The following is a 22,741-nucleotide window of genomic DNA, read 5'->3' as shown; positions in this document are numbered from 1 at the left end:
TTTCCTTGAGACAACATCTACGGTATGGTTTTTCCCCGATTTTTAAAAACGAGCTTAAAATGAATAGCATTCTCTCCAGGACTTTGATGGGGCTATCGCTGGTGGGTGTTTTAGGCCTTCTTTCGGCAAAACTGCCCCAAAACAGCGAGAAAGGCCTCACCTCCCATTGGTCTTTTGACGAAGGCAAAGGCAAGATTGCCAAAGACACCCCCGGTCACCAGACCGATAGCGTCCATTTTGTTTTTAACAAGGCAGAGTTCAAGCCCAGCAGTGATCCATCGTGGCGCGCCAGCGGCATTGTGAACGGCTCCTTGCAGTTCGATGGCTATTCTACTTGGCTGGAGAGGCCCGCCGCCTCGTTCAAGACGCCTACTCAGGCAATTTCCATCAGTGTCTGGGTAGCGCCCCGCACCTTTGAGCACGGGGCCGAAGGAAAGTTGTCGGCCATCGTTAATCAGCATAATAAGGGGAAGATGGAGGGGTTTGCTTTGGGCATGTTCCGGCACGGGCGCCTGTCTTTCCAGGTAGGTACCGGCCACCAGTGGTTAGAGGTATGGGAGGAAAAGAACCTGCTACCGAGAAACACCTGGTCTCAAGTAGTGGCCACCTATGATGCCGCCACTGCCCGGGCCACTTTATACCTGAATGGCGAGAAAGTGGCCGAAAACGCAATCCCCAATCCTGCAGGCGGAACCAGCATCCGTCCTTCCTCTGTGAACCTGCTCATCGGCAAGCACAACCAGAACGAGAAGCTGGCCCGGTACTTTGACCTCAATATGTTCAACGGGCTGATGGATGAGCTCAAAATCTACAGCAGGGCGCTGTCTGCAGCCGAGATCCGGCAAGCGTACCAGGCCTACCTCAAACCCCACGGAGGCAAGATACCGGAGATCAGGCCGCAGGACATCCATTTAGACCCGGCGCAGTTTGCCGGCGACCGGCACCGTCCGCAGTTCCATGCCATAGCCCCGGCGCACTGGATGAACGAGCCGCACGCGCCGTTTTATTTCAACGGAAATTACCACCTGTTCTACCAGCACAATCCGCTGGGGCCTTACTGGGGGCAGATCCATTGGGGCCATTGGGTGAGCCCTGACATGGTGCACTGGAAAGCCCTGCCGCCGGCGCTGTACCCAGAGAACGACACCCTGTCGCCGGACGGGATCTGGTCAGGGAGCGCGAGCTATGACCAGAACGGAGAACCGGTGTTGTTCTTCACGGCCGCTAATGACAAAGCCTCGCCCAACCAGCGGGTAGCCTTGGCCAGGCCTAAAAACATCAAGGACCCCATGCTGGTAGAGTGGCAGAAGCATCCCAAACCTTTGATCACCCAACAGAAGGGAGTGGGGCTGTTCGGGGACTTCAGGGATCCCTTTGTGTGGCGGGACGAGGACGATAAAAAATGGTATCTGCTCAACGGATCGGGCCTGCCCGGCAGCGGCGGAACGGCTTTGCTGTACAGTTCCAAAGACCAGCTGAACTGGGAATACCACGGGCCGTTCTACCAGTTCAATTACCAGCAATACCCCAACCTGGGGCCCATCTGGGAACTGCCTGTGTTCCTGCCCATCGGGAAGTACCCAAATGGTGAAAAGAAGTATATTTTCCTGGTGAGCCCCGTCGGCAAAGGCGCCGATGTGGAAGTGTATTACTGGCTGGGCCGCTTTGATAAAAGCCAACTCAGGTTTGTGCCCGATGGGGCAACCCCGCAGTTGATTGATCTGGGTGATTTCCACTTTACTGGCCCCAGCGGCATGGTAGACCCCAAAACCGGACGCGTCATTATCTTCACCATCGCGCAGGGCAACCGGAATTCAAGAGAGGAGCATGCCGCCGGCTGGGCGCACAACGCAGGGCTGCCGGTACAACTCTCTTTGAACAAGGAGGGTAGATTGCTAGTAGAACCCATTGACGAGTTGAAGTCCCTCAGAAAGAAAGAGCTCGTGAACTTCTCGGGCAAAAAGATATTGGAGGCCAACCGACTGCTTACCGATGTGAAAGGCCCTATGCTGGAAATCCAGGTAGAGATCAATCCGCAGCAGGCGCAGAAATTCGGGTTGAAAGTAGGCTGCTCTCCTGATGGCGAAGAGGAGACTTTGATCTACTATGATAAGGCTACCGCCAGCCTTATGACCGATCGGAGCAAAACCAGCAAGACCAGAATACAGGGGCTGGAAGGAGGCAAGCTGGACATAGGCAGGGAGAACCTGAAACTCCGTATTTTCCTGGATCACTCCATGGTGGAGACCTACGCCAACTCCTATCACAGCCTCACCACCCGCATGTACCCCTCGCTGGCAGACACCTTGGGCATAAAAATCTGGTCCGATCAGGAGGTTCTGATCGAAAAAATGCAGGTTTGGGAATTGAAACCCATGAACGAAACCCAGGAAGCAGAAAAGGCCAAAGGCTTCTAGAAGATCACCTAAACCCTTGTGGCTCCTGATGTAATTGAATCACACGCACCCCACGGTTTTAGGCCTCTTTTGCTTGAAACACATCAAAAACAAACCCCAAAGAAAAGACAAACCGAAGAAATATGAAACGTACAAAAGCCCTACATCTTTTTAGCGCCCTGCTGCTAGCCGGCACTATGGGTTGCAACCTTAGCCGGGACGCTGCCTCCCAAACCGGTCAGGATGTCGTGAGCCGCCAGGTCACCGAGCAGCACCGCCCGCAGTTCCATTTCACGCCCCCGGCCAAATGGATGAACGACCCCAACGGCATGGTGTACCACAAAGGCGAGTACCACCTGTTCTACCAGCACCACCCCGGAGGCACCACCTGGGGACCCATGCACTGGGGCCATGCCGTGAGCAAAGACATGGTGAACTGGAAGCATCTGCCCATTGCGCTGTACCCCGATGAAAACGGGACCATCTTCTCGGGCAGTGCCGTGGTGGACGTGAACAATACCTCGGGCCTGGGCACCAAAGAGAATCCTGCCATGGTTGCCATTTTTACTTACCACAGCGAGAAACTGGAGAAAGCCGGCAGAAATGATTTCCAGACCCAGGGCATGGCCTACAGCTTGGACAACGGCCGCACCTGGAAGAAGTACGAGCAGAACCCCGTGCTCAAGAACCCCGGCATCCGCGATTTCCGGGACCCCAAAGTCTCATGGAACGAGGAAGCTGGGCAATGGGTCATGACCCTGGCGGTTCTGGACCACATTGAATTTTACGGTTCCAATAACCTAAAAGAATGGACCAAGCTGAGCGAGTTCGGGAAGACGGCGGCGGCCCACGGTGGTGTGTGGGAATGCCCGGATTTGTTCCCGCTTTCCATAAACGGTAAACAGAAATGGGTGCTGTTGGTGAGCCTGAACCCAGGAGGACCGAACAAAGGCTCGGCTACCCAGTACTTCATTGGGGATTTTGACGGGAAAAATTTCAAAAGCGATAATCCCATGAAAACGACCCTTTGGTTAGACTACGGCACCGACAATTACGCTGGTGTCACCTGGGCCAACGTTCCTAAATCAGATGGACGTCGCCTGTTCTTGGGTTGGATGAGCAATTGGCTGTACGCAAACGAGGTACCCACCGCTACCTGGCGTAGTGCCATGACCGTTCCTCGCGAACTCAAGCTACAGCAAATGAGCGAAGGCGTAAGGCTGTTTAGCACGCCGGTGAAGGAACTGCAGAAACTACGCACAGGGACTGCCTCCCTCAAAGCCCAAGAGGTAAACGGCACCCTGAACCTGAGCGAGCGCTACAAACTGAATTCCTCCCTGCTGGAGCTGGACCTGAACCTAGATGTTTCACAAGGGCAAGAGGTAATTATAAGGTTCTCTAACACAAAAGGGGAGCATATAGACATTGGCTACTCTGTCACTGGAAAAGAGCTTTACATTGATCGTACTAAATCAGGCAAGATGGGCTTTAAGGATACCTTCCCCGGCAAACATACCGCTCCATTAACCTTGGAAAATGGAAAATTGAGGCTGCATCTTCTAGTAGACGTAGCTTCCGTGGAAGTTTTTGCGAATGACGGTAAAACGGTAATGACAGATATATTTTTCCCCACAGAAGAATTTACGAAAGTGGAGTTGATCTCAACGGGTACTACAAGGTTACAGGATAGCAAAGCATATTCTTTGAAGTCAATCTGGAATAACCCTGCTTAGGTAGAATGCCTTGAAAATAACAAGTCTCCCCTGTTGCGGCATATTGAAACAGGGGAGACTTTATCAATGATAAAGAGCAGAATCTAATAGCAGAATAAATTTGTGTTTTGCGATTAGTGGGGCTTACTATTGCAACATACCAAGTCCAGTGATAGTGCCTTTTGCTTATGGGAAAAACGAAGGTGAACTACATCAGGCTGAAGTCCACGGAACGGGCCTCCTGGTACCTGGCCGGGTTTGGGAACAAGGAAGTCCTCTTTCTAGGCATGGGCTTCGTCTACACCAAACTGGGGGACCGCTACGGCAAAGTGTTCGAGGATGAGCCTTGCGGCGTGAAGCCCGCCCTGACCAAGCAGTTCCTGGACATGCAGCCGGGCCTGAACGGGTACACCTCCACTGACTGGATGACCTACCTCAACACGAAAGAGAAAAGCCCCTTCGCGGGCGATGCGCTAGGCAGTCTCAGGAGTGCGTTAGACCTGTTCAGAAAACGGTATGGCTATAATGCTGGTGTTCAGCGTGGTAAGGGAGTAGCCAAAAGTTAGGCAGAATTAAGTAGGGGAATACTTAAGCCGCAGCCTGTGCTAATAGAAAAGCAGCAAGATCCTTTATCTGTTATACCGGAACTTGCTTAAACCATCCGTTTATAAAATGCACCTTTATATGGTTTATGCATCCCTCCCAGTACTTATGTTCTTTGCTGCGCAAAAGAGTAGATGCGTAAAAATTTACGCACTGTCTAATTGATGGTACTAGAAATAAGAAGGACAGCAGAAGTTGTACGTATATGTGAACGCATAAAAAGAAAACAGCCTGTAAGAAATTGTCTCACAGGCTGTTTTAAATAACAATGTGGTCGCGTAGGGAGTCGAACCCCAAACCTTCTGATTCGTAGTCAGATGCTCTATCCAGTTGAGCTACGTGACCAGTTATTTAGTGATGCAAATGTAGAAGCTTTTACGGAGCTGCGCAAGTCTTGGGGTGAAAAAAACTTTAAAAAAATGCTATCTGCTTCTGTTTAAGGCTTTTTTAATTGCATTGTTCAGCAAGAAATAGAGGCCTCCCAGGGAAATCACCACCAAAGCGCCCAGCAATAACTTCCCTGAGGTGCCGGCGTTGGGGTCTTTCAATAGGGCCAGCAGGTCCTGGGCCTGGGTGCCCATCCAGAAAAAGAAGATAGTGCGGGGCAACATCCCCAGCATGCTGGCCAGCAGGAAGCGACCCCGAGGCACTTGCACCAGCGACAACACAAAGGTCATGAAGGCAAATGGCAGCACCGGCGAGATGCGCGTGAGAATGATCAGGCTGAGGCTGTGCCCCCGCAGTTCATTCATCACCCCCTCGGCCTTGGGGAACTGGTGCAGGAAAGCCGTCATCTTGCCATGGTCAATAAGCCTTGCCACTGCATAGCCTATCAAGGCCGCCACCCCATAAGAAACCACCACGCCCGGGAAAGTACCCCAACCGAAGAAGAAGCCGGTGGCCAGCGCCACAAACGTGGTAGGCGTGACGGCAAAGGCCATGGTGAGGGAGACAATCAGAAAATAGAGAATCTGCTGCAGCGGGGAGAGGGATTGGAGCAGTTCCTGGTTATGGTAAAGCCAGAGGGCCAGGCCGGAACTGGCCAAAACCGGGACCACTACCAGCAACAGAGAATAAAGAAGCGTACCAGTATTTTGTTTCAGGAGTTTCTTCCACATAAGCGCCGAATATCGGGTATTTTCTGGAGAGTACGGGAAAACCGTCTCCGCCGCCGAAGAAACCCGAACTGGAAACTTGCCTCCAATTCTCTAACTTGCGCCGCTACTACCGTATAAGACTTCTATGAAATTCGGAACAAAGACCATACACGCTGGCGTATCGCCAGACCCTACCACTGGCGCCATCATGACGCCCATCTACCAGACATCCACCTACGTGCAGCGCTCCCCCGGCGACCACCAAGGCTATGAATATTCGCGTACCCACAACCCCACCCGCAGCGCCCTGCAAAGCTCTATCGCGGCGCTGGAGAACGGAAAACACGGCCTGTGCTTCGCCTCGGGCATGGCCGCCACAGACTGCATCATCAAGATGCTGAAGCCCGGCGATGAGGTCATTGCCACCAATGACCTGTACGGCGGCACCTACCGCATCTTCACCAAAGTGTACCAGGAGTACGGCATCAAGTTCCGGTTCGTGTCCATGGCCGATATCAGCAGCATTGAGCAGTATGTCACCGAGAACACCAAAATGGTGTGGGTGGAGACGCCTACCAACCCCTTGCTCAACATCATTGACATCAAAGGCGCCGCCGAGATCTGCCAGAGACGCAACCTGCTGCTGGTGGTGGACAACACCTTCTCCACACCGTACCTGCAGACGCCGCTTGATCTAGGCGCCGATATTGTGATGCACTCGCTCACCAAGTACATGGCCGGTCACTCAGACGTGGTGATGGGCGCCATTGTGGTGAAGGACGATGAACTGGCCGAGCGCCTGGCGTTCCTGCAGAATGCCTGCGGTGGCACACCCGGGCCGCAGGACTGCTTCCTGGTGCTGCGCGGCATCAAGACCCTGCACATCCGTATGCAGCGTCACTGCGAGAACGGCCGCAAGATTGCCGAGTACCTGCGCCAGCACCCCAAAGTGGGCAAAGTGTTCTGGCCGGGTTTCCAGGACCATCCTAACCACCAGATCGCGCAGGACCAGATGCGTGATTTCGGGGGGATGATCTCGTTTGAGTTGAAAGATGACCAGATCCAGGCCGCTATCCAGGTGCTGGAGAAGCTGCATTACTTTGCCCTAGCCGAGTCATTGGGGGGCGTGGAGTCGCTCTGCGGTCACCCTGCCACCATGACGCACGCCAGCATTCCGCAGGTAGAGCGCCTCAAAGGCGGCCTGTCAGACTCACTCATCCGTCTGAGCGTAGGTATTGAAGACGTGGAAGACCTCATCGCCGATCTGGAGCAGGCCATTGGTTAATGGTTGATAGAGTGATTGAATGATTGAGTGAATTTGGGTTGCTGAATTCCTGTCAATAGAGAGAAAAGCCTGTCTGGTGTTGGTGCCGGGCAGGCTTTTTGTTTTAGCCCGATTTTCTGAAAAACAGACTTGAAGCAGCAGCCGTTTCTGTGGTTTGTAGGGGCAATCCCTTGTGGTTGCACTGGCGCATTCTACCGCAGTGCTGGTTGTTGGTGAGAACACGCAACAACGGCGGTATTCCTTTCCTAAAACATAGATAAAAACAAGCACGCATTTCGTCCCCCTTTGAAGGGGGTAGGGGGATGACAAAGGCGCTTGAAGAACCATCTGCAACAGGCATGAAACGATTCATAATGTATCTCGGAAACGCCAAACCAGCACGAGCAATCATCCCCCTACCCCCTTCAAAGGGGGACGATCAGGTATTGTATCTAAAAAGTGAGTATTCGGAAAGTGGCCATTAGTGGTATGTTAGTCGTTGTTGGTGTTATTACGGGCAAACGAAACTGCACTCAGCACCGAACAAGGGCAACCACAAGGGATTGCCCCTACATATCATCATTAGATTCTGAAATAGTTTTTGTGCCGGTTTTCTGAAAAGAGGGCTAAAACAGCTAAGGAGCCAGATTCCGGCTTCTGATGGATAACCTTCCAAAATTCAATCCCGTTTTTATAAGGAAAGAAGATAAGGACTTTCGTGCTTATCAGAATTCAATTTTGTATATTCAGTTACCCAATGGAAAGGAGCGTGACCGATGGTATTAGCCAATTGCCGAGCTCAATTCACTGCCAATGATTTTGATTTCGTGGCCAGCGTGTTGTCCAGCCAAAAGGGGCAGCGCATCAGTCTGGTAGAGCTGCTCAGCGACCCTGAGTGCCGAGACGAGATGCTGGACCATGAGGCCCTGCCCAAAGCCCTGCTTTCCAGGGAAGGGCAGGTAGCGGTATCGCAGCAGCTGTATTTCTATGTGCTGGCCCGCACGGTACTGCGGCGGCAGGGCATAGAAGACCGCGAACTCGCCGATTACATTGGCGCCCTGCTCTGGCAATTCTCCTCGGTGCAGCGCATGCACTCGCCCCACGAGAAAATGCCCCAGCAGTTCCACTACATCGTGGAGATGCTGGAGGCGCTGTCCAAGGCATCGGCCGCTGAGGCTTTTCTCATCAGGGTTCATATAGGAAATTACGCGCTATTCCTCTCCGGCATGTTCCACGCATGGATTGAGAAACGGCAGCAGCGCGGCGCCCCGGATTCTTCTTTCTATGAATCGGTGGGGAGGTCCAGTTTCAAGACAGCTGCCAACCATAAACTCGCCTATCAGCTGGAACTAGCGCAGGTGTACGCTCTCCTAGCCGAAGGTTTCAGAGGCACGCGTCTGGCTTTGAACGAGCTGGCCCAAACCATCTGGAGAAACCAGGAGAAACCACCGTTCACGCTATAAAGGAAGTAATTCCATCCTGAAGGCTAGGTGTGAGGTAGGCCGATCCATTCTGTAGTGAAGCTTTCTTTTCCAAATCGGTGGAGCCAGTTTGAGGCTGTCGCCTCACGAGATTTGCAAACTTTCCGGCAATGGAGGTTTAAGTTGAAAACTTGAACCAGGGTTTGTGCTTGAACCAGGATTTCTACTGGAGGAAACAGCCAGAGCCGCTTCTGGTAATCTAGTCTATCCCGTAGGTGGCGTGGCAGGTGCTGCTGAAAATGATGAGGTCCGGGGTCATGCGCAGCCCGGTAGTGCCTATGCCTTTGGCCTCCAGCCGCATATTGGTTTCCTCGGCCATCACCGCATCGCCAATCATGGAACGGCCTCTTGAGTTGTAATTAGCCATCTCCAGCAGTTGGCCCTTGCTCACGTTTGAGGTGCGGCACAGTTGGTCGGCGGTTTTGGAGGCTTCTTTAAGGGCCAATAAATCGGCTTCGCGCTGCAGACTGTCGGCCTGGGTGTGGGAGTAGCGGATGTGCTGGATGCGGTTGATGCGGGTTTTCAGCAGGCCCTCCATGAAAGACTCCAGTCGCTTGAGGTTGGTGAGTTTGATGGTGATGGACTGCGAGGTGTTGTAACCTATGAATTTGGTCTGGTCTCGCAGATATTGATACTCTTTGTTCGCCGAGACACTGCTGATTCTGATGTCCTCGGGCTTGGATGTGAATTGCCGGGACAGGGCCAGCACCTCCTCGGTCACCATCTTCATCTCCTGCACGGCGTCTCGCATAGCGGGTTTGGTAAAGGAGGATTCCACGGTGATTTCGGCCAGGTCTGGGTAAGAAGTAACGCTGCCGAAGCCCAGCACCTTTACGTTCCGGGGCGGAGCCGCCGCCTGCGGACTGCAAGCTGATAGGAGAGCCAATACTAGAAGAGACCACACCTGGAGCGCGGCGAACGGGCGGAGAAGATATTTTTTCATATGGCAGGGAGAAAGAGGTTTATGTCAACCACCATGATGCTGGTTTGCGCCGTTTTCCATAAAAACGATGAAGAAATGTTTGGCGCCAGGTCCCAAAGGAATTCCAAACTAGCAGAAGGGTACTACAAGAAGAATGGCTATCTTTAGATACACCAAACCCCTGAGCCAATGAGTCGTCACGTGAGCAGATGCCTGAGCCTACTGAGTATTTTCCTGATGGGCTTTCTGGCTTCCGCCCAGGCGCAATCCAAGGATGAAAAGCAGGTGGCCGCCGCAGTGGAGCAATTGAAAAAGGCCATGATCGCGGGTGAGCGCCTGGCATTGGAAGCGATGGTGGCGAATGCCCTGAGCTACGGGCACTCCAGCGGGAAAGTAGAAAACAAAGCGGCCTTCGTGGAAGCCATTGCGAGCGGCAAGTCTGATTTCGTGACCATGGACCTCACCGAGCAAACCATCCAGGTGACCGGCAAGACCGCCATTGTGCGGCACAAGCTCATGGGGCAGACGAATGACAGCGGCACTCCCGGAAGCGTGAAGATGGGCGTGATGCAGGTGTGGCAAAAACAGGGCAGTGCCTGGAAACTGCTGGCCCGCCAGTCTTACAAACTGTAAACCGATTTTTCTGGTCAAGCCATAAAAGCAAAAACGCCAGCTACTATAGCTGGCGTTTTTGCTTTGTTTTCCTGAAAAGAGCCTTACAACTATTGGTTGGCTTAGCATTGCGGTGCTTGCCTAAGGATTGATTCGGGCCTTCAAATTAGTGTCTTCTACAGAGCGGAGACGTTGCCGAAAACCGGTTTGGTTTTCACACTCATAGCTTTGGAGTAGGTCTCGCCTTTGTGCTGGACTTTCACCCGCACCTTGCCGGGTTTCTTGCCCCAGTTGATGACTACCTCCGGAGAGTTCTGCCCGCTCACCAGGGTTGCTCCTGAGGGAAGTTTCCAGTTGTAAGTGGCGTTGGCCAGGCGGCTGGCTCTGAAGGTGAAAAAGATGACCTGCCTGCAGCCGGAGGCCAGCGCAAAACCAATCTCACCTGGGTATTGGCTAAAAGATTTGAGAAGCTTTTCTTTCATGAGCCGTCACTTTGCAGTTGGTTTTATTTGCCGCCTGTATAGGTAGGCAGGCTGAACGGATACGCTACGCAAGAGGCTACATCAAATGGGCTTGGGCCACTACATCAGAATTATATCAGGCAGGGAAGAAAGGCATTTTGGGGTAGTTGTGTTGGTTTATTAAAAAACTTAGACTTATAATTAAATATCCATAAATACATCATTACATTTATAGACTAAAATTCTAAAGTTGCATTAAGTATGCGAAGCAAAGGGGTTCTGTTACGGTTAGTTCTGGTCTGGCTGGTGATGGCGGTCACCTCAACAGTCCAGGCCCAGCATTACTTCTTCGGCAATCCTATCATCCGGAATTACAAGCCCGAGGAGTTCAAGGGAGGCATCCAGAGCTGGGGCATTGTGCAGGATGACCGGGAGGTGCTGTACATCGCCAATAACTTTGGGTTGCTGGAATTTGACGGCGCCACCTGGCAACTGCATTCTTCCAAAAACGGCATTAAAATGCGGGCTGTGTATGTGGGCAAGGATAATCGGGTCTACGTGGGCAGCCAGGCCAACTTCGGGTTCTACAAGCCCAACAAGCAGGGCATACTCCAGTACTTCTCTCTCGCTGACAGCCTGCCTCAGAAATACCGCAACTTTGACGAGGTCTGGCGCATCTATGAGCAGGATGGCCAGGTTTACTTTTTCACCTTCAAGAATATCTACGCCTATACCCCGGGTAAAAAGCTTCAGGTCATAGCCCCGGGCAGCCCCTTGAGTTTCTCCTACCAGGTAAACAAAGAGATCTATACCCTCATGGTGGGCAAGGGACTGGGTCTGTTAGAGAACAATAAACTACGTCTGCTGCCCGGCACAAGCTTCTTCGCGGAAAAGCCCATTGCCTCCATTCTGCCCTTCGCCAAAAACCAGCTTATCATCTTCACCATCCGGGATGGGGCTTTCCTGTACGACGGTCAGTCCGTGACTCCGTTCCAGATGGCGCCGGACCTGACCGGGGGCGGGCTCATCATTAACCAGGCGCTATTGCTAAAAGACGGGAATTTTGCCCTGGCCACCCAAAACAAAGGGCTGGTGCTGGTGAATAACCAAGGTCAGTTGCTCTTGAACACCACCATGCAGGAAGGCCTGCTGGACAATACCATCCACACCGTGTACCAGGACACCCAGGAGAACCTTTGGCTTGGCCTGAACAACGGCATTGCCATGGTAGAGTTGAGCTCGCCTTTCAGTCGGCTGGACGGAACCACAGGTTTGTCTGGGACCGGCTATGCGGCTTTGCAGAAGGGGAATGCCTTGTATGTGGGTACCAACAGCGGCTTGTATGTCTCTGAGGTATCAACCAATAAGAAGCGTTTTTCCCTGGTGCCCAACAGTACCGGTCAAGTCTACCACCTGGACCAGGTGGGAGGGCAGGTGCTCATGGGCCACCACAACGGGCCTTATCTGATCAAAGACGGGCAGGCTACCCTGCTGAATGCGGCCACCGGAATAGGGGCTTGGGAGTTTGTGCCGCTGCCCAACGCCCCTGATAAAGTGGTGATGGGTGGCTACAATGGCATAGGCCTGCTTTCGGCCACAGAGCAGGGAGTAAGTTTCCTCCGGAACCTGCCGGGCCTGGATGAGTCGTCCAGGGTGCTGGCCTTTGATAAAGACGGCGAACTTTGGATGGCCCACGGCTACAAAGGCATTTTCCGGATAAAGCTGGACCAGAAACAGGAGAAAATCGCCTCCGTTAGGTTCTACAACTCTAAAAACGGCTTGCCCTCAGACCAGTTGGTGAACATGGAGAAGATAGGCAACGAGCTCATCTTTCCCGCGCTCGTTGGCGTGTACCGGTTTGACAAGGCCAAAGACCGGTTTGTGGAGGACAAGCAGTACTCAAAGTTGTTTGCCCCCAATGAGCACGTGATTGAGATGGAACAGGACGTGCAGGGCAACATCTATTTCATCTCAAACCAGCGCGTGGGCAAGATCACATTTGATAAATTCGGGAAGCCGACGCTGGAGGACCAGCTGTTCAAGAACCTGCGCGAGCAACTCAATGATGACCTGAGCTCCATCCAGGTGCTGGACATCAACAACGTGCTTTTCGGGGCCAAGGAAGGATTCATCCACTACAACGCGGCCAAAAGTAAGCGCATGGTGCCGTTCCATACGCGCCTGGCCCGGGTGTACACCATCTCCAACGAGGCAGATTCGCTCTTACTTTCCGGCCGCCTGCTGGACAATGCCGCCGATACCGAGCTGCCTTTCGCACTCAACTCGCTGCGGTTTGTGTATGCGGCCTCTTTTTACGAAAAGCCCGAGAAAACGCAGTTCCAATATTTCCTGAAGAACTTTGACACCGGCTGGTCTGAGTGGACCACCAAAACCGAGAAAGAGTACACCAACCTGCCCGAGGGGACGTATGTTTTCCAGGTGCGGGCGCGTAATATCTACGGTACCGTGAGCCAGGCCAAAAGCTTCACGTTTGTGGTGAACCCGCCTTTCTACCGCACCACCTGGGCCTATATGGTATACACCATTGTGGGGCTGCTGTTGCTGGGAGCGGCGTTTTACCAGTTAGACAAGCGGTTCAAGAATGAGAAACGCCGCATTCTGCTGGACAAAGAGCGCAAGCTGGGTCAGAAGGAAATTGAGATCAGGCACATCACCAACCAGAGCGAGCAGGAAATTGACCGCCTGCGCAACGAGAAGTTCCAGGCCGAGCTGGACCACAAAAACCGTGAGCTGACCTATTCCACCATCCACCTCATCAACAAGAACGAGCTGCTGAGCAACGTGAAGCTGGAACTGCAGGAGATCCTGACCAACGGCGGGTCCGTTGCCCCGCAGGAGGAATTGAAAAAGATCATCCGAAGCATTGACCAGAACATCACCAGCGAGGTAGACTGGAAGCAGTTTGAACTCCACTTCAACCACGTGCACGGCGATTTCATCCACCGGCTCCAGGACCAGTTCCCCAACCTCACCCCGCAGGAAATCAAGCTTAGCACCTACCTGCGCCTGAACCTCACCACCAAAGACATCGCGCAGTTGCTGAACATCTCGGTGCGGGGCGTGGAAATCAGCCGTTACCGTTTAAGGAAACGTCTGTGCCTGGACCGTAGCGAGAACCTCACCGATTTCATGCTGAAGTTTTAAGCCATTTCTGGTTTTCGCGTTAAACAAACCGCCCTCGGTTTCAGGCCTGTTTTACAGAAAACAGGCCTGAAACCGAGGGCGGATGCATATTACCTACAAGGTAAAGTCTTAGGTAGGTTTTAGTCACGGGCTCTTTGGTATTGCGGCGGCCACTCCAGGTCCACGCCCAGCTGTTTGGCGGCCCTCAGCGGGAAGTAGGGGTCTCTGAGTAACTGCCGGGCCAGCAGCACCACATCGGCCTGGCCGCTGGCCACTATGTTTTCCGCTTCCTGCGGGGTGGTGATCATGCCCACCGCACCTGTCATGATACCGGCCTCTTTCCTGATTTTCTCCGAGAACTGCACCTGATAACCCGGTCCCACGGGAATACGCACCTTGGGCACGTTGCCGCCGGTGGAGGTGTCAATGAGGTCCACCCCTTTGTCTTTGAGAATGCGGGCCAGCTCCACAGAGTCATTCTCGTTCCAGCCGTCTTCTACCCAATCGGTGGCCGAGATGCGGACCCACAGCGGGTAATCCTGGGGCCAGACTTCCTGCACGCTGGCCACCACCTCCAGCAACAGTCGGATGCGGTTCTCAAAAGAGCCGCCGTATTCATCGGTGCGGTGGTTACTTAGCGGAGAGAAGTACTGGTGCAACAGGTAACCGTGCGCGCCATGAATTTCCACCACCTTGAAGCCTGCCTCCAGTGCCCTGGCCGCCGCCGTTCTGAAGTCTGTTATCACCTTTTGGATGCCGGCTTGGTCCAGTTCCAATGGGGTGATGCCGCCTTCCTGGAAAGGGATGGCACTGGGGGCCACGGTGGTCCAGGCGCCTTCTTCGCCGGGGTGCAGGGCAGAGCCTCCTTTCCAGGGCGAGCGGTGGCTGGCCTTTCTGCCCGCGTGCGCCAACTGGATACCGGCCACCGAGCCGTTCGCCTCCAGGAAAGAGACAATCCGCTGGAGTCCCGGCACGTGCTCGTCTTTCCAGATGCCCAGGTCATCAGGGGTGATGCGGGCCTCCGGCGAGACGCCCGTGGCTTCCAGGATGATCAGTCCTGCGCCACCCACGGCCCGGCTGCCCAGGTGCACTAAATGCCAGTCATTGGCAAAACCATCCTGGCTGGAGTACTGGCACATGGGTGAGACCACAATGCGGTTTTTGAGTTGTATGCTTTTTATCTGCAGGGGAGAGAAGAGAGTGCTCATAGAAATGTGAATTGGCAAGGTTGATTTATTCCCAGTGCTTACGAGTTTGATGGCGGCTTGTGTATGCAGGATGAACTTTTAATGCCCGAAAAGTGAAATCCGTTTTAGGGTTGTTTTGTAGAAAACAACCCTAAAACGGATTTCCCAAAGGTGGACACTCGGCAAGTTTAGCCTACGTATTGTTCCAGTTCGCCTTTCTCAGAGGCCTTGATCACTTTCTTCAGCTCGCCGGTTTGCTTCACCTTGTAAGTGGGGTTGGTGCTGTAAGTCACCAGGGTTTTCAGCGCATTCAGCTTGACGGCTTTGGCGTCTTTGGCCAGGCTGCGGTTCTCAATGCAGAATTTAGAGGCACAGGCCAGGTACAATCCCAGTAGGTCAGAGTTTCCGCTGGAGATCTTTACCGGGGTTTCGTCAATCTGGAAGGTGAAATCCGGGGTGCCTTCCATCCACTTCAGAATAAACTGCATGGCCCGGAGGCGCTCTGGATTATTCTTGTCAAAAGGCGTTGAGATAAGATAATCGGTGGCTTGCAGGACGGTACTTTCGGCTTTGGCGTAATCTTCTTTGGCCGCCAGCGATACAGCCGAGTAGTTGGGTACTTCCTGGGCAAACACGGTGAGGGTGCACACGCTTAGCACCAGCAGGAGGAAAAGTTTTTTCATGAGGGTTTAGGTTTAGTAGAGGAGGTAAAATACAAAACGGAAGAAGAAGTTTGGTAAACCGGAAAGAAAAATTGCCGGCAAAGCAGAGAAGGCGCTTCGCCGGCAATTTTGTTACAACTTATCAGAAAATGTTCTGATGGCGTTTCCTCTTTCCAGGGAGTGGTGCTGTTCCCACTGGTCCCGGGCTAGCAGAGCCGCCTGCTGTAGGTGCCAATGCCAAAGCTTTTCCTGTAAGCGCTCGCGGGCCTCGGCTTTGTTCTGGTGCTGCGAGCGCCTTTCCGAGGCTACCACCATAAGGCCTGATGGCAGGTGCCTGGCCCGCACCGCAGACTCGGTCTTGTTCACGTGCTGACCGCCCGGACCCGAAGCTCGCATGCTTTCATACACCACATCCTTCTCTTGCCAGCTAAAAGCTTGTGCGGCGTCAATGACCTGAATGCCTATAAACCAGTTCTTGCGTTTGTGGTACTTCCGGAAGGGGCTGGGTGATATCCATTGCACCGTTCCCTGCCACTGCTTTAGAAATTCAGCTGTGCCTGATCCTTTCACCAGAAGCAGGGAAGACAGCAGCGTGTTGGGCAAATGGCCCGGCACAGATTCCAGCACCTGTACCTGCAGCCCTTGTGCGCGAGCTTCTTTGAACAGAATTTCTTGTACCCGGGCTACCACTCGCCAGCATTCTTCAGGCCCCCGGCCCGAGGTGATTTGCATGATCATTTCCATCTCTCTCATGGGCTATTCTTTGTTCATGCGTACCACCTTGGGCAGAAACCTGCCCTGAATGTCTACCAACTGGGTCTGCGCCTGCATCACCGCTTCAATGTCTTTGTAGGCCAGCGGGAACTCTTCGGTACTACCCCCAATAAGCGTAACCCCAGCGCCTGCAACCGCCTTCTTCATGGCTGACATGGTAAAGCTCTCTTTGGCTCTGCCTCTGGATAACCTACGGCCTGCGCCGTGCGAAGAAGAATACAGCGCATCGGCGCAGCCTTTACCGCTGACCAGGTACCCTGCCGTGGTCATGCTGCCGGGGATGATGCCCAACTCACCTGCGTGGGCCGGAGTGGCTCCCTTGCGGTGGATGATCACGTGGCGGCCATTAGGTAGGGTGTCTTCCCAGGCGAAGTTGTGGTGATTCTCTACCTGCGCCAACGGTTTCTCACCGATGGCTTTGGCCAGGTTCAGGTGGATGCGGTCATGGCAGGCGCGGGCGTAATCACCGGCCAGGTTCATGCTGAGCCAATACTCTTGCCCGGCCTCGCTGTCCAGGGAGAGCCAGGCCAGTTGCTGCGCCTCGCGGGGGAGTTTGCAGGTGTCCACGGCCAGGTTGGTGTAATGTTTGGCCACCGCAGCGCCCAGCCCGCGGGAACCGGAATGCGACAGCAGCGCCACGTACGTCTGGGCCGGTAAGCCCAGGCTGTTGTTCTCGGCCATCTCAATTAAGCCGAACTCCACAAAGTGATTGCCGCTGCCCGAGGAACCCAATTGTCTTACCGCTTTGCCGTGCAACTTCCGGAGTAACTCGGTTTGCTGAAATTCCTTTCGGTCCAGCACCTCGTGTTCCTGGGCAAATTCCAACCCGCCGGTAATGCCAAAGTGGGTGAATTCCTTCAAAGCTTGTTTCAACTGGTAGGTGTTGCTCTGCAGGTATCTCTCCGGCAGATCAAAAATGGAAAGTGCCATGCGGCAGCCAATGTCCAGCCCCACCGCGTACGGCAGCACCGCATTTTCCACGGCCAGCACGCCGCCAATGGGCAGTCCGAACCCGGCGTGCGCATCGGGCATGAGGGCACCTTGTACCGCCACCGGCAAGCGCATGGCCAGCTCCATCTGCTTTTTGGCCGCGGCTTCAATGCCCTGGTTTCCGTAGATTTTCACCGGTCCGGCGGTGGGTAGCAGCGTGTGCGATGTAAAGGATTTCTGTTTCTGAGGCGGAGCCAGTTTCAAGGCCAGCGGGGCCAGAAACGGATGCTCCTGATAAGCCTCGGGCTGCAGCAGTACCTCCTGCAGCACCTGTATTACTTCCTCTTTGGGGGTATGCTTGAAATGACGGGCGGCTAGGTTCATAGCCAATCCTCTTGCCACATCATCGCGGTACCCGATTTTACTTAAGTCCTTAGACTTGATAGAATATTTGCCCATAGGCGATGTTTGATTCTTCTTTTGTCTGTTTCTTTTGAAAATACAGCCTTTGCGTTTTGCGGCTGTTTTAGAGAAAACAGACCGATTTCTGAAACCAGGTCTGCCGATTTTTGAGGAATGACCAACATAGCGGTAAGGTGTTAAAGGTTAAACAGGATTGATAAACAGGTTTGTTTACCGGCATTTTGAAAAGCCCCGTTGCCGGTAAATACCTATCAAGATAGACCGCCTGATGCGCTGAGATTAGCACAAAAGTGCGTAGCCAGGCTATAAGCAAGCAGGGGAGAGAGGATAGCTCTATTGTAGAGTAAAATGAGATGTGCTACCTGGGCTATGAATTAACTCATTCCCTCTTTTCGTAGAGAAAGGCACAGAGGGCCTGTTTTCTTGAAAACGAAGAATCAATCATCTGCCTGGAAAGCAGCCGGCAAAGCACACGGAGGCTATTAGCTAATCAGAAAAGGTCTGAAAATATAGGTAATAGAGGTTGCCTTGCTGTTACTAAGCAATGAGCAGGAGGGGCGATATGTTGCGTACTTCTAGCATGGTTTTTCCTCCTGTAGTTTAAGGGTTGTACTTAAGAGAGGAATAATAGGAGCGCAAATCTAAACTTACGGATTTATATTGGCAAGTAATTATCAGTTTTTAATTGAGCAGATACTAGCGTATAAAAGAGGGGCATGTGCAAAAAAATAGTGCGCAACCATCGCTGCGCACTATATAGAACTTGAACTTGCCCTTTAAAGGGTTTGCCTTAATTGAAATGGTACAGGAACGTGATGATGCCGTTGAAAGCCGGTTTTTTGCTGCCTTCAATCTCCATGGTCACTTCCAGACGGGCCTTGATCACGCCCCTCAGGTCTTTGGCCGAGAGCAGTTTCACGCGCAGGCGCAGGGCGCTGTCTACGGTTACGGCCTGGTTGAAGCGCAGGCTCTCAATCTCATAGTTCACCTGCATCTTGAGGTTCTCAATAGTGATGATCTGGCCCCAAAGGAAAGGCAGCAGCGATACCGTGAGATAACCGTGCGCGATGGTGGTTTTAAACGGTGATTCTGTTTTCGCCCGCTCAGTGTCCAGGTGAATCCATTGGTGGTCTAAAGTGGCATCGGCGAAGAGATTGATCTGCTCCTGGGTAATGGTGTGGTAGTCAGACACACCTATTTCCGTTCCTTCGTACTGTTGCAAGTCCTGGAAACTGCGGATGGTAATCTTGCTCATGAAATCTCTTTTCTTACTGGAATTTGCGGGGATGAAGGGCTAAAGGTAACCTCTTTTATGTATTTGTGAAAGTCTAGCCGAAGAACCCATGAAACTAACATGCCCAGCTAGGCAAATAGCTAAAAAGGAAGAGCCAAAACGCAGGTGAATGTTACCAGCGTTTTGGCTCTCTTTTCGGAAAACGACCTTAAAGCGTCCTTCCATTTGTCATCCTGTTCTACTTGTCATCCTGAAAGGAACTTGGTCGCGAACGGTAAAAGCGTGTATTCTCTGCTTTTCTAGCTTGCCCACAAGATCCTTCCAGGATGACAAAGGGAAAGAATGGACAGCCTACCTATTAAAGCAATTTGAGACCTTTTCGAAATTAGTTCGCCTCCAGAATCTGGAAGAGTTCATCCAGTTTAGGCGTGAGGATGATCTCGGTGCGGCGGTTTTTCTGGCGGGCATCGGCGGTTTTGGCTACATCCAAAGGCACGTTTTCGGCGCGGCCCGATGGGGTAATCTTGGTTCCGGCCAGTCCGGCGGTGGTCAGGATGCGGGTAATCTCGGTGGCGCGCAGTACGCTCAGGTCCCAGTTGTCCTGCATGCCGGCGGTGCCTCTAGCCACGGGTACGTCATCGGTGTGGCCTTCCACTACCACGTTCACGTCCTGTTGGTCTTTGAGGGCGGTAGCCAGTTTGCGCAGGGCGTCCTGTCCTTTCACGTCTACTTTGGTGGAACCGGATTTGAACAGCAGTTGCTCAGAAAGCGACACGTACACTTTACCGTTGCGCACGTTCACCGACAGGTCTTTGCTGTTGAAGCCCAGCAGGGCGTTGCTTACTTTGGTGCGTAGGGCGTTCACCGCCTTGTCTTTCTCGGCCAGGATGCGCTCCAGTTCATTGAGGCGGTCTTCGCGGGTTTTGAGGTCTTTGCTCAGTTGGTCCAGCTGCGAGCGGTTCTTGCTCAGGGTCTCGTTCAGTTTGTTTAGTTCCTCATCGCGGCGCGAGAGGTCTTTGGAGAGTTTGGAGGACTCCAGCGCACTGTTGGCCATGAGGCGGTCATGGTTTTTGATGAGCTTGTCATAGGTGCTGCTCAGATCTGCGTAGAGGCTCTGCGTTTTCCTGAGAGTGCTGCCCAGCAGGGTGGTGTCGGCGGCCAGTTGGGAGCGGTACTCGGTGAGGTCAGCCACCTGCTTAGAGAGATCGGCGCTTTCCTTCTTTGATTTGGAGAGGGCACTCTGGCAATCGGCTTTGTCGCGCTCCAGCTTTACTTTCTGGGCCAGCACGGCGTTGTATTTCTTGGTAGTGGTACACGAGCCTAACAGGAACGTGCTCAGGAGGGCTACCCCGGCGTAGCGGAGCAAGGGTTTGTGAAACATGAGAGGGCTTTGTAAAGTTAAAAATGCAAATTCAAGGGTTGTAGTGAGTTTGGGCCAGACAGTGAGGAGCAAAGAAACAAGTGCCTTGCCATCCAGATGCCGGCAGATACCCAAAGATAAGCAGGCAGGGATGTTAGCCAAAGCCGAGGCTCCGTTTTTAGGCTATTTTCCTTAAAAAGGGCCTAAAACGGAAGAAGCCGGACTTAGCGCCCGGCTTCTTTGATTAATGCTGTTTTGCAGCTTTCGTCTGTCTATTATAATAAAATCAGGACTATGGCCAGAAACTTAGTTGTTCTGGATCAGTTTCAGGATTTTGTCAAAGTTAGGCGCCAGGATGATCTCGGTGCGGCGGTTGCTTTGGCGGGCTTCCGGCGTGCGGGTCATAGCTACCGGGGTGTACTGTCCGCGGCCGGCGGGCACTACCATCTGGGGCGGCACCCCGTTGTTGATGAGCAGGCGGGTGATCTCGGTGGCGCGCAGCACGCTCAGGTCCCAGTTGTCTTTGTAGGTCACGTTGTCCGCGGCTACGGCCACGTCATCGGTGTGGCCCTCAATCATGATCTCGGTATCGCGCTGCGAGCGGATGGCGTTGGCCAGTTTACCCAGCGCACTCTGCCCATTGGGGTTCACCTTGGTGCTGCCCGAGGCGAAGAGCAGTTTCTCCGGCATGGTCACGTACACCTTGCCCTCACGGATGGCCACAGTCAGGCCCTGCTCCTTGAAGCCGGCCAGCGCCTCGTTCACAGATTCGCGCAGCTCGTTAAGGATTCTTTCTTTCTGAGCTATCTGCTGTTGATACTGCGCCAGTTTGGCGTCACGGTCACGCAGATCGGCGTTGGCTTGTTCCAGGCTGCGCTGAGCAGCGGTTTTCTCGTTTTCCAGCGCATTTTTACTTGCTTCCAACTCCTTGTACTTCTTACTAGAGACACAGGAACCCAGGACAGCTACTCCCAAAACTAAGGCGGCGGCGGATGAGGCGAAACGTGTTTTCTTCATAGGTGCTTATTTTATACTAATGGTTTGGTGACGACGTAAAAGAGCCCGGCGGCGGCTGGTTAGCTACCCCCTGAGACCCGGCTTTGAAACGGACGCAAATAAATAATAATTGCCTTAAGTATTCTAATTTACTTTCTGTTCGTTGTAAAGTATTAAGCTAGTGAGGTTTATGGAAGACGCATTCCGGAACCTGGCAGAAGCTTAGGCGTAAACGGCAATTCCTAGAAGACGGGCATTCCGGGGAAGACCCGGGCAATGCACTTTCTGTTTTAAGGGTGGTTTCATGAAAACAGCCGCAAAAGAGCGCCGATGCCAAGAGGGATGAGGGGGAGTGCGAGGCAGAAAAACCCAATCCGTGGAAAGCTTAATTCTTCTGGCACAAGGGAAAACAAATAGGACGGAAAACGGGTACAACTTCTCTGCACAGAGAAAGAGTTGGTTTTGGATGGTAAACTAGGGAGCTATCTTTTCTTTTTTATCTTTGCACGCGTATTGTAACTGCTTGCGGTTTCCCCACTGGAGGCTTCATTGTTGATAAAAACCTTTAGAGCATCATATGGCTTGGTTTAAAAGAGTAGAAAAAGGGATCGTCACCCCAACGGAGCAGAAAAAAGAAACCCCAGACGGTCTGTGGCACAAGTGCCCCGAGTGTAAGACCGTCATCAGCACTGCCGAGCACCGGCAACAGCTGTATACGTGTGCCAAATGCGATTACCATGACCGCATCAACTCACAGGAGTACTTTGAGGTGCTGTTTGACGAGAACGAGTTCCAGGAGCTGGATGCCAACCTGAGCTCCTCAGACCCGCTGCACTTCGTGGATACTAAGCCTTATCCAGACCGTATCAAGGCCACCCAGCGCAAAACCAACCTCAAAGACGCCGTCCGTACCGCCCACGGTACCATCAACGGCCTTGACCTGGTGGTAGCCTGTATGGACTTCAACTTCATTGGCGGGTCTATGGGCTCCGTGGTGGGCGAGAAGATTGCCCGCGCCATTGACTACAGCCGCGAGAACAAGATCCCGTTCCTCATGATCTCTAAATCGGGCGGCGCCCGGATGATGGAAGCCGGTTACTCGCTCATGCAGATGGCCAAGACCTCTGCAAAGCTGGCCTTGCTTTCTGAGGAGAAGGTACCTTATATCTCCCTGCTCACTGACCCCACCACCGGAGGGGTAACGGCCTCCTTCGCCATGCTGGGAGACTTCAACATCTCAGAGCCGGGTGCCCTCATTGGGTTTGCCGGGCCGCGCGTGATCAAAGAAACCATAGGAAAAGATTTGCCCAAAGGCTTCCAGAGCGCCGAGTTTGTTCTGGAGCACGGGTTCCTTGATTTCATTGTGCACCGGAAAGAACTTAAGGACCGCATCCATAGCCTTTTAACCCTGCTTAAGCCCGAGGAAATTCCGGCGCCGGTAGAGAACGAGAAGAAAGCTGTAACGGTGAAATAAGCCTTTCTG

At 53.1% G+C, this 22,741-nt stretch carries 18 protein-coding genes and 1 tRNA gene; 8 read left to right on the top strand and 11 right to left on the bottom strand.

Translation table 11 applies throughout. The annotated features are described in order from the left end of the window. Nucleotides 1-59 precede the first annotated feature (59 nt). From J3P34_RS08165 to J3P34_RS08155, 3 genes are all read left to right on the top strand, one after another. Nucleotides 60-2,417, top strand: coding sequence for a GH32 C-terminal domain-containing protein (locus J3P34_RS08165; RefSeq protein WP_210487754.1), 2,358 nt, complete (start codon nucleotides 60-62; stop codon nucleotides 2,415-2,417). 122 nt (nucleotides 2,418-2,539) lie between these two features. After that, nucleotides 2,540-4,129: a glycoside hydrolase family 32 protein gene (locus tag J3P34_RS08160; RefSeq protein ID WP_246853596.1), complete on the top strand. Its 1,590-nt coding sequence runs from the start codon at nucleotides 2,540-2,542 to the stop codon at nucleotides 4,127-4,129. A gap of 167 nt (nucleotides 4,130-4,296) precedes the next feature. Beyond that, nucleotides 4,297-4,674, top strand: coding sequence for a hypothetical protein (locus J3P34_RS08155; RefSeq protein WP_210487753.1), 378 nt, complete (start codon nucleotides 4,297-4,299; stop codon nucleotides 4,672-4,674). Nucleotides 4,675-4,982: 308 nt separating this feature from the next. On the opposite strand, the gene J3P34_RS08150 is transcribed toward J3P34_RS08155, so the two are convergent. Continuing rightward, nucleotides 4,983-5,056: transfer RNA gene (locus J3P34_RS08150), tRNA-Arg, on the bottom strand. 77 nt (nucleotides 5,057-5,133) lie between these two features. Beyond that, nucleotides 5,134-5,829 (bottom strand): TVP38/TMEM64 family protein, encoded by a 696-nt coding sequence (locus J3P34_RS08145; RefSeq protein WP_210487752.1) that lies wholly within the window; start codon nucleotides 5,827-5,829, stop codon nucleotides 5,134-5,136. Between the two features lie 124 nt (nucleotides 5,830-5,953). On the opposite strand from J3P34_RS08145, the gene J3P34_RS08140 reads away from it, so the two are divergent. Both J3P34_RS08140 and J3P34_RS08135 read left to right on the top strand, forming a co-directional pair. After that, on the top strand, nucleotides 5,954-7,093 hold the full coding sequence (locus J3P34_RS08140) for a cystathionine gamma-synthase (RefSeq protein ID WP_210487751.1): 1,140 nt from the start codon (nucleotides 5,954-5,956) through the stop codon (nucleotides 7,091-7,093). 755 nt (nucleotides 7,094-7,848) lie between these two features. Beyond that, a complete protein-coding gene (locus J3P34_RS08135) occupies nucleotides 7,849-8,535 on the top strand; it encodes a hypothetical protein (RefSeq protein ID WP_210463559.1) in 687 nt (228 codons plus the stop codon). 217 nt (nucleotides 8,536-8,752) lie between these two features. Here the strand turns inward: J3P34_RS08135 and J3P34_RS08130 are convergent, their stop codons facing one another. Further along, nucleotides 8,753-9,496, bottom strand: a complete 744-nt coding sequence (locus tag J3P34_RS08130; RefSeq protein WP_210487750.1) for an SIMPL domain-containing protein — start codon at nucleotides 9,494-9,496, stop codon at nucleotides 8,753-8,755. 168 nt (nucleotides 9,497-9,664) lie between these two features. Between J3P34_RS08130 and J3P34_RS08125 the strand changes: the two genes are divergently transcribed. Further along, complete coding sequence (locus J3P34_RS08125; protein ID WP_246853595.1) at nucleotides 9,665-10,108, top strand: nuclear transport factor 2 family protein; 444 nt, start codon at nucleotides 9,665-9,667, stop codon at nucleotides 10,106-10,108. A gap of 155 nt (nucleotides 10,109-10,263) precedes the next feature. Here the strand turns inward: J3P34_RS08125 and J3P34_RS08120 are convergent, their stop codons facing one another. After that, nucleotides 10,264-10,569 (bottom strand): hypothetical protein, encoded by a 306-nt coding sequence (locus J3P34_RS08120; protein ID WP_210487748.1) that lies wholly within the window; start codon nucleotides 10,567-10,569, stop codon nucleotides 10,264-10,266. Nucleotides 10,570-10,809: 240 nt separating this feature from the next. Between J3P34_RS08120 and J3P34_RS08115 the strand changes: the two genes are divergently transcribed. After that, a complete protein-coding gene (locus tag J3P34_RS08115; protein ID WP_210487746.1) occupies nucleotides 10,810-13,713 on the top strand; it encodes a triple tyrosine motif-containing protein in 2,904 nt (967 codons plus the stop codon). A 119-nt stretch (nucleotides 13,714-13,832) separates the two neighbouring features. Here J3P34_RS08115 and namA read toward each other — a convergent pair whose 3' ends face one another. From namA to J3P34_RS08080, 7 genes are all read right to left on the bottom strand, one after another. Continuing rightward, a complete protein-coding gene (gene namA / locus J3P34_RS08110; RefSeq protein ID WP_210487744.1) occupies nucleotides 13,833-14,900 on the bottom strand; it encodes an NADPH dehydrogenase NamA in 1,068 nt (355 codons plus the stop codon). 167 nt (nucleotides 14,901-15,067) lie between these two features. Further along, a complete protein-coding gene (locus tag J3P34_RS08105; protein ID WP_210487742.1) occupies nucleotides 15,068-15,562 on the bottom strand; it encodes a hypothetical protein in 495 nt (164 codons plus the stop codon). Between the two features lie 111 nt (nucleotides 15,563-15,673). Next, the gene (prfH, locus tag J3P34_RS08100; RefSeq protein WP_210487740.1) at nucleotides 15,674-16,294 is read right to left on the bottom strand and encodes a peptide chain release factor H; all 621 of its coding nucleotides are present in this window, start codon (nucleotides 16,292-16,294) and stop codon (nucleotides 15,674-15,676) included. Nucleotides 16,295-16,297: 3 nt separating this feature from the next. Next, entirely contained in the window at nucleotides 16,298-17,704 is a 1,407-nt protein-coding gene (locus J3P34_RS08095; protein WP_210487739.1) for an RtcB family protein, read from the bottom strand. A gap of 754 nt (nucleotides 17,705-18,458) precedes the next feature. Then, nucleotides 18,459-18,923: a MaoC family dehydratase gene (locus J3P34_RS08090; RefSeq protein WP_210487737.1), complete on the bottom strand. Its 465-nt coding sequence runs from the start codon at nucleotides 18,921-18,923 to the stop codon at nucleotides 18,459-18,461. A 364-nt stretch (nucleotides 18,924-19,287) separates the two neighbouring features. Further along, a complete protein-coding gene (locus tag J3P34_RS08085; RefSeq protein WP_210487735.1) occupies nucleotides 19,288-20,283 on the bottom strand; it encodes an OmpA family protein in 996 nt (331 codons plus the stop codon). Between the two features lie 285 nt (nucleotides 20,284-20,568). Continuing rightward, a complete protein-coding gene (locus J3P34_RS08080; RefSeq protein WP_210463570.1) occupies nucleotides 20,569-21,279 on the bottom strand; it encodes an OmpA/MotB family protein in 711 nt (236 codons plus the stop codon). A gap of 556 nt (nucleotides 21,280-21,835) precedes the next feature. On the opposite strand from J3P34_RS08080, the gene accD reads away from it, so the two are divergent. Next, nucleotides 21,836-22,732 (top strand): acetyl-CoA carboxylase, carboxyltransferase subunit beta, encoded by an 897-nt coding sequence (accD, locus tag J3P34_RS08075; protein WP_210463571.1) that lies wholly within the window; start codon nucleotides 21,836-21,838, stop codon nucleotides 22,730-22,732. Nucleotides 22,733-22,741: the final 9 nt, after the last annotated feature.

Source organism: Rufibacter aurantiacus, from assembly GCF_017916345.1.
Classification (GTDB): domain Bacteria; phylum Bacteroidota; class Bacteroidia; order Cytophagales; family Hymenobacteraceae; genus Nibribacter; species Nibribacter roseolus.
The sequence above is the reverse complement of the archived record's forward strand: the minus strand, read 5'-3'. Positions and strand labels throughout refer to the sequence as shown.

Coding starts and splice junctions, on each gene's coding strand:
- J3P34_RS08165 (WP_210487754.1), top strand. CDS start 60: ATGAATAGCATTCTCTCCAGGACTTTGATGGGGCTATCGCTGGTGGGT.
- J3P34_RS08160 (WP_246853596.1), top strand. CDS start 2,540: ATGAAACGTACAAAAGCCCTACATCTTTTTAGCGCCCTGCTGCTAGCC.
- J3P34_RS08155 (WP_210487753.1), top strand. CDS start 4,297: ATGGGAAAAACGAAGGTGAACTACATCAGGCTGAAGTCCACGGAACGG.
- J3P34_RS08145 (WP_210487752.1), bottom strand. CDS start 5,829: ATGTGGAAGAAACTCCTGAAACAAAATACTGGTACGCTTCTTTATTCT.
- J3P34_RS08140 (WP_210487751.1), top strand. CDS start 5,954: ATGAAATTCGGAACAAAGACCATACACGCTGGCGTATCGCCAGACCCT.
- J3P34_RS08135 (WP_210463559.1), top strand. CDS start 7,849: ATGGTATTAGCCAATTGCCGAGCTCAATTCACTGCCAATGATTTTGAT.
- J3P34_RS08130 (WP_210487750.1), bottom strand. CDS start 9,496: ATGAAAAAATATCTTCTCCGCCCGTTCGCCGCGCTCCAGGTGTGGTCT.
- J3P34_RS08125 (WP_246853595.1), top strand. CDS start 9,665: ATGAGTCGTCACGTGAGCAGATGCCTGAGCCTACTGAGTATTTTCCTG.
- J3P34_RS08120 (WP_210487748.1), bottom strand. CDS start 10,569: ATGAAAGAAAAGCTTCTCAAATCTTTTAGCCAATACCCAGGTGAGATT.
- J3P34_RS08115 (WP_210487746.1), top strand. CDS start 10,810: ATGCGAAGCAAAGGGGTTCTGTTACGGTTAGTTCTGGTCTGGCTGGTG.
- namA (WP_210487744.1), bottom strand. CDS start 14,900: ATGAGCACTCTCTTCTCTCCCCTGCAGATAAAAAGCATACAACTCAAA.
- J3P34_RS08105 (WP_210487742.1), bottom strand. CDS start 15,562: ATGAAAAAACTTTTCCTCCTGCTGGTGCTAAGCGTGTGCACCCTCACC.
- prfH (WP_210487740.1), bottom strand. CDS start 16,294: ATGAGAGAGATGGAAATGATCATGCAAATCACCTCGGGCCGGGGGCCT.
- J3P34_RS08095 (WP_210487739.1), bottom strand. CDS start 17,704: ATGGGCAAATATTCTATCAAGTCTAAGGACTTAAGTAAAATCGGGTAC.
- J3P34_RS08090 (WP_210487737.1), bottom strand. CDS start 18,923: ATGAGCAAGATTACCATCCGCAGTTTCCAGGACTTGCAACAGTACGAA.
- J3P34_RS08085 (WP_210487735.1), bottom strand. CDS start 20,283: ATGTTTCACAAACCCTTGCTCCGCTACGCCGGGGTAGCCCTCCTGAGC.
- J3P34_RS08080 (WP_210463570.1), bottom strand. CDS start 21,279: ATGAAGAAAACACGTTTCGCCTCATCCGCCGCCGCCTTAGTTTTGGGA.
- accD (WP_210463571.1), top strand. CDS start 21,836: ATGGCTTGGTTTAAAAGAGTAGAAAAAGGGATCGTCACCCCAACGGAG.